The organism is Psychrobacter sp. GW64-MNA-CIBAN-0177 (assembly GCF_040309585.1).
In the GTDB taxonomy this organism is placed as follows: domain Bacteria; phylum Pseudomonadota; class Gammaproteobacteria; order Pseudomonadales; family Moraxellaceae; genus Psychrobacter; species Psychrobacter okhotskensis.
The window spans coordinates 1-233 of sequence record NZ_JBEOOY010000642.1 but is presented as its reverse complement, the minus strand read 5'-3'; the positions used below and the strand labels follow the sequence as shown (position 1 = coordinate 233).

The following is a 233-nucleotide window of genomic DNA, read 5'->3' as shown; positions in this document are numbered from 1 at the left end:
GAAGAAGCACACGCCGAAAATCATCGCCAGAATGTCTTCCGGGCTGCCACCGCGTTGCTTCACCAGAAAGCCTGCTGACAACACCGCGCCGCGAAACGCAAAGCTGGTGCCTTGCAGGCAGATCATGCCGGCACCGATGCCAAACGGCCTGCGTGCCTGGATGAAGGTGCCTACGCCGGAAACCATCAACGCCATGCTGATCAGGTAGGGCAAGTGAGCGGTGAGGCCGAGGG

At 60.9% G+C, this 233-nt stretch carries 1 protein-coding gene; it reads right to left on the bottom strand.

Annotated elements, in window-relative coordinates; all coding sequences use genetic code 11:
* The coding region (locus AAEY79_RS16525; protein WP_352289888.1) for a solute carrier family 23 protein at window positions 1-233 on the bottom strand (233 nt) is incomplete at both ends.